Consider the following 8,011-nt stretch of genomic DNA (forward strand, 5'->3'; position numbering starts at 1 on the left):
TAGCATCACGCGGGTTTGCAACGGCGCGACCATCCCGAACGCCGCGATGCCCCAGATCAGCACCGCCGCCGCCGCGCCGGCCTGCGTGTGCGCGGCCCATGGAAAGGCCGCCATCGTCAGCGCCTCCAGCGTCAAGGCCAGCAGCAGGCAGCGGTTCGGCGAGCGATCCGCCAGCCTGCCGCCGATCGCATTGCCGATCGAAAACCCGCAACCCGCCAGCACCAGCATCGCCGTGACGAACGCGGGCGAGGCATGCGTGACGGCCGAGAGAATCGGCGCGATGTAGGTGTAGAGCGTGAACGTCGCGCCCGCGCCGAGCACGGTCGCCGTCATGGCCAGCAACACCGGCGCGCGCATCAGCACCCGAAGCTCGCGGCGCACGTCCGGCGCCTGCGTGGCCCCCGCCGGCGGCAGGCTCGCGCGGATCATCGCCATCGCGAGCACGCCGAACGCGGCCATCGCGCCGAACGCCGGCCGCCGGCCGCCAGCCGATCGTCTGGCCGAGCCAGGCCGCGCCCGGCACGCCGACGATATTCGCGACCGTCAGGCCCATGAACAGCGTCGCGACCGCACTGGCCTTGCGATGCGGCGGCACCACGCTGGCGGCCACCACCGAACCCAGGCCGAAGAACGCGCCATGCGCCAGGCTCGTCACCACGCGCGCCGCCAGCAGCGCGCCATAGCCGGGCGCCAGCGCCGACAGCCCGTTGCCGAGCGTGAAGATCGCCATCAGCCCCACCAGCACGGCGCGGCGCGGGTGGCGCGCGAGCGCCAGCGTCACGACCGGCGCGCCGATCATCACGCCCACCGCATATGCGCTGACGAGCAACCCGGCCGCCGGGATCGACACATGGACGCCCGCCGCCATCACGGGCAGCAGGCCCATCGGCGAGAACTCGGTCGTGCCGATGCCGAACGCGCCGCATGCCAGCGCGAGCAACGTGAGCCAGGCACGATGCGGCGCGTCGGGGCGGGAAGACCGGATCATGATGCGAGACGCCATCACCGGCCGAGCATGAACTCGCGCAACGCATCGGCCAGCCGGTGCTCCGCCTCGAGCGCAAGGCTGTGCCCGCAGCGCTCGAACACCTCGCTGCGCGCCACGTTGGTCGCGAACTTGCGCATGTGCTCGGCGACCAGCGGCCCGAAGAATTCGGTGGCGCTGATCGTCATCACCGGCAATGCCAGCTTGGTCTTCGCCAGCTCCTGGTTGATGCGGCCGTTCGCCAGGCCGGCACGGTAGCTTTCCAGGCAGCCGCGCAGCCCGCCGGGCGCCTTCAGGCAACCGATCCACTCGTCGATCGCTTCTTCCGAAATGCTGTACGGGTTGTACGTCTCGGCCTTGATCCAGTATTCCCAGAACTCGCGCTCCTTGCCCGCGATCAGCATCTCCGGGATGTGCGGCAGCCAGAAGAACGGCGGATGCCAGATCCAGATCCCCTCGCCGCGCGATCGCGCCGCGACGTGCTCGGGCGTGAAGAACGTCCACTCCTCGAAGCCGTGCCCCGACAGCAGCATCTCGCCGAACGACAGCGTCCTGACCCGCTCCGGATAGGTCGCCGCGAGCACGTAACCATATTCCGCGCCACGATCCTCGCCGTGCACGTGATAGCGATCGTGGCCCAGGCATGCCATCAGTTCGCTCAAATCGCGCGCGCTCGTCAGGCTGTCGTAGCCCTCTTCCGCCGGCGGCTTGTCGGTGTGGCCGAAGCCGCGCAGATCGGGCGCCACCACCGTGAAATGCGGCGTCAGCAGCGGGATCAGCTTGTACCAGTAGTAATGATTCTTCGGCGTGCCGTGCAGCAGCAGCAGCGGTTCGCCCTGGCCGGCCGTCACGTAATGCATGCGAATGCCGTTGACCCAGGCGCGGCCGTGTTCGACCGGCTGGCCGAGGTGATCGTAGATTTCTGCCATCGTCGTTTCCTATCAGGCGTCGAGCCGATGCGCCGCCGCGCGGCGTACGGCCGGGCAGCCAGGGCTCCAAACTCCGGCTGCTGCGTGACGCAGCCGGCATCGAAGTCGCACTATGGACCTTCACACCGAAAGATATAATCCCAACAAATCACGAATATCTTTCACGTTTTTCGGGAAGAACGATGGACAGGATCGAAGGGATGCGGATTTTCCTGTCGGTGATCCGGCACGGCAGTTTCTCGGCGGCGGCGCGCGACCTGCAGCTCCCCGTGCAAACGGTGAGTCGCAAGATCGCCGAACTCGAAGCGCACCTCGGCGCGCAGTTGCTCGCGCGCACCACGCGCAAGCTCGCCGTGACCGATGCCGGCGCCGCGTTCGCGGCCGCCACCAAACGCATCGTCGAGCTGGTCGACGAAGCGGAGCGCGAAGCGGCCGGAGAATTCGTCGAGCCGCGCGGCGACCTCGTGATCACCGCGCCGCAATACTTCGGACGCCTGCACGTGCTGCCGATCGTGGCGGATTTTCTCGCGCAGTTTCCGGAGATCAACGTCCGGCTGATCCTCGGCGACTGGAACGCGAACCTGCTGACCGATCAGATCGACATGGCCGTGCGGATCGCCCATCTGCCCGACAGCGGCATGATCGCCACGCGCGTGGGTGCGATGCGCGGCATCGTCTGCGCCAGCCCCGCCCTGCTCGCGCGCTGCGGCCGGCCCGCCACGCCCGATCAGTTGCGGCGCCTGCCGTGCATTTCGCCCGAAGGGCCGGCGGCCACCGCGTCGTGGCGCTTTCGCGACCCGGAGAAGCGCACCGCGTTCGAGGTGGCGGTGACGCCGCGGCTGATCACCTCGGCGGAAGCGGCGATGGAAGCGGCGATGCGCGGCGTGGGCTTCACGCGCCTGCTGCATTACCAGGCGCACGACGCGTTGCGCAACGGCTCGCTGGAGAGTGTGCTGGAAGCGTACGAACTGGAGCCGTTCCCGGTGCATTTGATGCACGCGCAGCTCGGGCAGATGCCGCTGAAGATGCGCCGCTTTCTGGACTTCGCCGCGCCGAGGTTGCGCGAGATGCTGAAGGCGCAGAGGTGAGGCGCGGCACACGCCACGCAGCGCGTGCGACGACGAACCCAGCGGGAAATCGACAACGTGACGCGCGATCGTTCGCATGGCGTTCGTTGATTCGATGGCGCGCGTGACTGCCATCGAAGCCGGACGGCGCATCGTCGATCGCGATGCGGCATCCAGCCCGGCGGCAATTCGTCATGCCGAGCCGGGCAAGCCCCCACCCGTCTGTTTCCACGCGTCGCGGATCGCGGCCTTCAACCCCAGCGCCATCCTGAATTCCGTGCCGATCGAATCGCGGGGCAGTTGCATATCGTGGTCGGCGTGGTACGGGCGAACCGGCATCCGGCAGCCCGCCGGCCCCGCGCTGACCTTCGACCGGCTATCGATGAAGATCGCCGCGGCCGCCGATGGCCTCGGGGTCGTGCTCGAATCGACCTCGCTCGCCGAGCGCGAATTGGCGGACGGGCGGCTGATCAAGATGAATGGGATTCAAGACGGCGTGATCCTGCGCGAATCGCATTTCGTTTCGGTCAGAAAGCGCGACATGGACACGTGGAAAATCAATGCGTTCGTGCAATGGATCAAATCCGAATGGGCACTGTCCAGGCCAGGCTCAAACGGGGAACACGCCTGATGCCGGCGCCGGCAGCGCGCGAGCGCCGACGCTCCAGCAGGCCGCCGTGTAGCGAACCTCGGCGCCGTGCACATACGGTTCGAACGCAGTGCGAACCGATTCGATGACGGACAGGCGCGCAGGTTCGTCCAGCGCCTGAAGGGCGAGACCGACCGGGCCGAGCCGGCTGAAGTAGTTCACCAGTTCCGGCTCGGGCAGCGTGCAATCGATGTCGACAGGCTGGATCTCGATCTCGGCCCAGCCGCCCGCCGCCAGGAGGTTCGCAACCCGATGCCGGTCCGCGAACGAGAACTGCCCCGGGCCGTCGGGCCGGCGCGCGGGCAGGTTCGGCAACAGCGGCGCGGCGGCGCGCTCGGCCGTCGTCATGAACGGATTGTCCGCGGCGCCGCGCCAGGCGATGCAACGCAACTCGCCGCCCGCCTTCGCCGCGCGCCGCAGGTTCGCGAAGGCGGCCAGCGGATCGTCGAAGAACATCACGCCGAAGCGCGACACGATTCGGTCGAACGTGGCCGGCGCGAACCGGTGCGTCTGCGCGTCGGCCTCGATGAAGCGGGCCGTCGAGCCCTCCCGTTCGGCACGCGCCTGTGCAAGCGCGATCATCGGCGCCGAGACATCGACGCCGACGCAGTACCCCGCCTCGCCGGCGCGCCGCGCCAGGGCCAGCGTCGTGCTGCCCGTGCCGCAGCCGACGTCGAGCACGCTGAGCCCCGCCTCCGCGCCAATCCGATCCACGAGCCATGCCTCGAACGGCATGAACATCCGGTCGAGCATCGCCTGCGCCGCCACCCATGCCAGACCGGCGCTGCCGTTCCAGAGCGTGGCCTGCGTGCTGGTGTTCCGGGAAATGGGATTCATGATCGATGCGTCCTGATTGGCCTCGACGGGCGGGAGCTACACTATGCAAGTTCAAGCTGGCTTGAGGTCAAGCGACGATGCAACTCGATATTGGCGAAGTGACGCGGCGATCCGGCGTGCCGGCCTCCGCGCTGCGGTTCTACGAGGAAAAGGGGCTCATCCGATCGGCGGGGCGCGCGGGCTTGCGCCGTCAATTCCATGCCGACGTGCTCGACCGTTTGGCCTTGATCGCCATCGGGCGCGCCGCGGGCTTTTCGCTGGACGAGATGGCGCAGATGTTCGCGCCCGATGCGCAACCGCGGATCGACCGCCCAATGCTGTTGGCCAAGGCGGAGCAACTCGACGCGACGATTCGCAAGCTGACCGCGATGCGCGACGGGTTGCGGCATGCCGCGGCCTGTCCGGCGCCGAGCCATATGGAATGCGCTACGTTTCGGCGGATTCTGCGGGCGGCTACGCTGGGGGTGGTGGCGGAAAAGCGGAAGGGAGCGCGGGGTAAGGCTTAGCGCAGGTGACTTGCGCCTTCATGGCCCGCGCCATCGTCGGCCCCGCGCCGCATGCGAGGCGGCCGGCATGCGGGGTCAAACGGCACGGCGGGCGCGCGGTTTCCAGATAAGCGTACACGGCACGTATTTCTCGTATCCCGTTCCATCGTCCACGCCGACGACCCGGTGGCCGAAGCATTCGACCATCGCAACCAGGCTGCCGGTGCTGCCGTAGGGATAGCCATGCGGGTTGAACGCCAGCACATGCCGCGTCGCCTGGGGCAGGATGCCCACGAGGTCGTAGTCGCCATGCCAGAACGCATCGAGCATGGAGGCGAAATCCCATCCGGGCGTCGGCATCTCGGGGGAATGTCGCTTCGGAAGCGGCGTGGAAAACCAAAATTCGTTCCACTCGGCCGTTTCCTCCGCGCTCAGATTCGAAAAGCAGGCGCGCTCGGCATCGGTGAGATAAGCCGATAGCTGCGCCTCGTCCGCCGGCGCATCGCGCTCTTTTGCGGCCTTCACGAGGCTGAAGAATTCCGTCAGCCGCCGCAGGGCCGTCTCGCCATGCGATTCGAATTCAACGTAGCAGTAAGCCGGGCCGGCTGGCGCGGGCGGTGCCGCCTCATCCCTTTCCAGGGACGGGGCGGGAGACGCAGCCGACACCGGCGGACGCTTTTTGAACGGCCACATACAGGATCCGAATCGGGAGGGTGATGACGCTATGGGGCGGTCGCGGCGGCGAATCGATCGGCGCGCTTACCGTTCGTAGTACACCTTGACAGCATACGTGTAGTTCCGCCCGTGTAGCGCACACCATTCGGGGAAAGCACCTCGACGGTTTTCCGAATAGGCCCGCCAATCCGCGATGAGGCCGGTGAAATACCGAACGTCGGATGCGTGCCGTGCGAACGCGTCCGGTTCCGCGGCGCTCGCCACGAGCGTTCCGGCGAGCTCGAGCGCCGACGCCGCCGCCTCGACCGAGCCGATGAAAGCCGACTCGTCGAGATGATGCGTTGCGTATTCGACATCGCCGAGCAACAGGTCGATCAAGCGCTTGCGCGCGGGCGTGTCGTCCGGACACATCGCGACGGCCCGTGCAAGCAGTGCGCGGTCCGAATCGAGCATGCCGAGCCAGCGGACTGGTACGTTCGTGTTGGCATCGTCCTGCATCCACGCCCGCAACGTCGGCTGCAGGAAACGCGCGACGAGCGGTTGGGTCAGGAACTGCGTCACGCCTTGCGTTCGAGCATGGGCTTCCAGAATGTGTACCGCCGCAAGCCTTGCCGTCGCGCTGTCGAACGCACGCGCTTCCTCAAGGTACTGCTCCAGTGCCAGGAGCGCGTCGCGCCGCAATCCGAGCTCGCGAAAGCGGCAGTAGGCGGCAAGCGGCTTGAGGTGGTCGTTCGTCTCGAGCGCGTGGGCGAGTTGAAGCAGTCCTTCGAAATTGTGCTGGTTCCAGTAATACATGCTGTGTGCGACGAGCCGCGAACACTCGCCGATAGTGGAGATCGATACCGCCCCGCGCGGCCGTGTCAGGCCTTGGGGTCGTACGGCAGCTTGAACGAGGCGCAGCCGGTTTGCACCGATGCGGCATAAGCCGCTCGCAGGATTGCCACGAGCGGCCCGCGTCCGCGCGGCGATTTCAGCGCCGCGGGCAAACGGCTGAGCCAATGCCCGTTCGGGCCCACGCCGGTGCCGCGCTTCGACGACAGTTGCCGCGAGGTCGGCATTGGCGTGGCCGCCAGCACTTCGATGCAATGGGCGAGTTGTGCCGGCGACGTGAACACGAGTTCGTGCTCGCCAACCTCGACCCGGAGCGCGGGGAATCCTTTGTGCGGAACGGGACGCGGCGCTGGCGGCACCCAGGCGCCGGCAATCTCCGTGTCGGGGACATGCACCCAATACGCCATGGGCGCCGTGCGCCAGTCGTGCTCGAAGGTAAAGCGGAACCTGGATGTTGTCACGATCGCGAGATCAAGGGGGCGTTGAAGAACGTGTGATCCCGACCGCTAGCATACATCGAGCCGTTCACATTCAAAGTTCACGGCGTCGCCATTCGGAATCCCGAGAACATCACCGAAATCGATTTGAAATCCCAGCACCGACACGATCCCGCGGTCACGATCCATCACCCGCCCCACGCCTTTGTAGCCATACGGCCTAGGCGTTTTTTCCAATTTTTCCAAAGCGAGGCTTTGCTTCAACTCCGCCGGCCAGTCGGGAAGAGATGCAGCCTCGAGCGTGAAGCCGGGCCCGGCATCCAGCGGGCTGCGCAACACATCGCCCACACGGACGACCGACGATATGCCGTTATGAAATGCGACGATTTCCGTTTCGCCGCAGCGCAGACATATCGAGGCATCGTCTGCGCCGATATAAAACGGCTCCACACGGACAACACAAACATCCAGCATGAGTCCCTCCCGAACACATTCCGTGCCACTGTCGTCTGACGATTCAAGTTAGTCAATACGCGGCGCCGGTACGGAGGGCGGCATACAAGCCTCCTTCCCCCCTCTCTCACCCCCGCAACGGAAACCATTGGCGGCGCACAAAAATTAATTGATAATGCTTCTCATTAGCAATTCACCACCCAGCCATGCCAACCGAGGGCGTCATGCCGGCCACGAACCCACCAGTGCAGGACGACCTGCACGTGCTGTACCGTGACCATCACGACTGGCTGTTCCGCTGGCTGCGGCGCCGCCTGGGCGGTGTGGCCGACGCCGCCGATCTCGCCCACGACACGTTCGTGCGGATCCTCGGCTCGCGCGACGTCCTGCTGGGCCTGCGCGAACCGCGCGCCTATCTCACCACCACCGCCCAGCGCTTGCTGGTGGATCGCTCGCGCCGCCAGGCGATCGAACGCGCCTACCTCGACGGGCTCGAACACCTGGCCGAAACGCAGCCGGGCTACCCCTCGCCGGTCGACATCCTGATGGCCGTCGAGGCGCTCGAGCAAATCGACGCCGCGCTCGACGGCGCGCCGCCCAAGGTGCGCGAAGCGTTCCTCAGGCATTACCTCGAAGAGGAAACGCACGCCGCGATCGCGCTGG

The 8,011-nt window shown here is 66.7% G+C and carries 10 protein-coding genes and 1 pseudogene; 4 read left to right on the top strand and 7 right to left on the bottom strand.

Annotated features, from left to right (window positions below):
* Positions 1 to 988, bottom strand: a pseudogene (locus G3N92_RS27665) (MFS transporter); the annotation flags it as partial.
* A gap of 14 nt (positions 989 to 1,002) precedes the next feature.
* On the bottom strand, positions 1,003 to 1,914 hold the full coding sequence (locus tag G3N92_RS27670) for an alpha/beta hydrolase (protein ID WP_206130767.1): 912 nt from the start codon (positions 1,912 to 1,914) through the stop codon (positions 1,003 to 1,005).
* Positions 1,915 to 2,096: 182 nt separating this feature from the next.
* Here G3N92_RS27670 and G3N92_RS27675 point away from each other — a divergent pair, with 182 nt between their 5' ends.
* A complete protein-coding gene (locus tag G3N92_RS27675; protein ID WP_206130768.1) occupies positions 2,097 to 3,002 on the top strand; it encodes a LysR substrate-binding domain-containing protein in 906 nt (301 codons plus the stop codon).
* 76 nt (positions 3,003 to 3,078) lie between these two features.
* Positions 3,079 to 3,612, top strand: a complete 534-nt coding sequence (locus tag G3N92_RS27680; protein WP_206130769.1) for a LysR substrate-binding domain-containing protein — start codon at positions 3,079 to 3,081, stop codon at positions 3,610 to 3,612.
* Here G3N92_RS27680 and G3N92_RS27685 read toward each other — a convergent pair.
* Positions 3,592 to 4,467, bottom strand: a complete 876-nt coding sequence (locus G3N92_RS27685) for a class I SAM-dependent methyltransferase (protein ID WP_206130770.1) — start codon at positions 4,465 to 4,467, stop codon at positions 3,592 to 3,594. The two genes, G3N92_RS27680 and G3N92_RS27685, sit on opposite strands and share 21 nt — an antisense overlap.
* Positions 4,468 to 4,544: 77 nt before the next feature.
* On the opposite strand from G3N92_RS27685, the gene G3N92_RS27690 reads away from it, so the two are divergent.
* Positions 4,545 to 4,973: a helix-turn-helix domain-containing protein gene (locus G3N92_RS27690; RefSeq protein ID WP_206130771.1), complete on the top strand. Its 429-nt coding sequence runs from the start codon at positions 4,545 to 4,547 to the stop codon at positions 4,971 to 4,973.
* A 75-nt stretch (positions 4,974 to 5,048) separates the two neighbouring features.
* Here the strand turns inward: G3N92_RS27690 and G3N92_RS27695 are convergent, their stop codons facing one another.
* From G3N92_RS27695 to G3N92_RS27710, 4 genes are all read right to left on the bottom strand, one after another.
* Complete coding sequence (locus G3N92_RS27695) at positions 5,049 to 5,645, bottom strand: hypothetical protein (RefSeq protein ID WP_206130772.1); 597 nt, start codon at positions 5,643 to 5,645, stop codon at positions 5,049 to 5,051.
* Positions 5,646 to 5,711: 66 nt separating this feature from the next.
* The gene (locus G3N92_RS27700) at positions 5,712 to 6,422 is read right to left on the bottom strand and encodes a hypothetical protein (RefSeq protein ID WP_206130773.1); all 711 of its coding nucleotides are present in this window, start codon (positions 6,420 to 6,422) and stop codon (positions 5,712 to 5,714) included.
* Positions 6,423 to 6,487: 65 nt separating this feature from the next.
* Positions 6,488 to 6,919, bottom strand: a complete 432-nt coding sequence (locus tag G3N92_RS27705; RefSeq protein ID WP_206130774.1) for a hypothetical protein — start codon at positions 6,917 to 6,919, stop codon at positions 6,488 to 6,490.
* Between the two features lie 45 nt (positions 6,920 to 6,964).
* The gene (locus G3N92_RS27710) at positions 6,965 to 7,369 is read right to left on the bottom strand and encodes a hypothetical protein (protein WP_206130775.1); all 405 of its coding nucleotides are present in this window, start codon (positions 7,367 to 7,369) and stop codon (positions 6,965 to 6,967) included.
* Positions 7,370 to 7,572: 203 nt separating this feature from the next.
* Here G3N92_RS27710 and G3N92_RS27715 point away from each other — a divergent pair.
* Positions 7,573 to 8,011: sigma-70 family RNA polymerase sigma factor (locus G3N92_RS27715; protein WP_206130776.1), on the top strand; the 439-nt coding region annotated here is incomplete at its 3' end.

It is taken from the genome of Burkholderia sp. Ac-20379 (assembly GCF_017104645.1).
Classification (GTDB): Bacteria; Pseudomonadota; Gammaproteobacteria; order Burkholderiales; family Burkholderiaceae; genus Burkholderia.

Coding starts and splice junctions, on each gene's coding strand:
- G3N92_RS27670 (WP_206130767.1), bottom strand. CDS start 1,914: ATGGCAGAAATCTACGATCACCTCGGCCAGCCGGTCGAACACGGCCGC.
- G3N92_RS27675 (WP_206130768.1), top strand. CDS start 2,097: ATGGACAGGATCGAAGGGATGCGGATTTTCCTGTCGGTGATCCGGCAC.
- G3N92_RS27680 (WP_206130769.1), top strand. CDS start 3,079: ATGGCGTTCGTTGATTCGATGGCGCGCGTGACTGCCATCGAAGCCGGA.
- G3N92_RS27685 (WP_206130770.1), bottom strand. CDS start 4,467: ATGAATCCCATTTCCCGGAACACCAGCACGCAGGCCACGCTCTGGAAC.
- G3N92_RS27690 (WP_206130771.1), top strand. CDS start 4,545: ATGCAACTCGATATTGGCGAAGTGACGCGGCGATCCGGCGTGCCGGCC.
- G3N92_RS27695 (WP_206130772.1), bottom strand. CDS start 5,645: ATGTGGCCGTTCAAAAAGCGTCCGCCGGTGTCGGCTGCGTCTCCCGCC.
- G3N92_RS27700 (WP_206130773.1), bottom strand. CDS start 6,422: ATGTATTACTGGAACCAGCACAATTTCGAAGGACTGCTTCAACTCGCC.
- G3N92_RS27710 (WP_206130775.1), bottom strand. CDS start 7,369: ATGCTGGATGTTTGTGTTGTCCGTGTGGAGCCGTTTTATATCGGCGCA.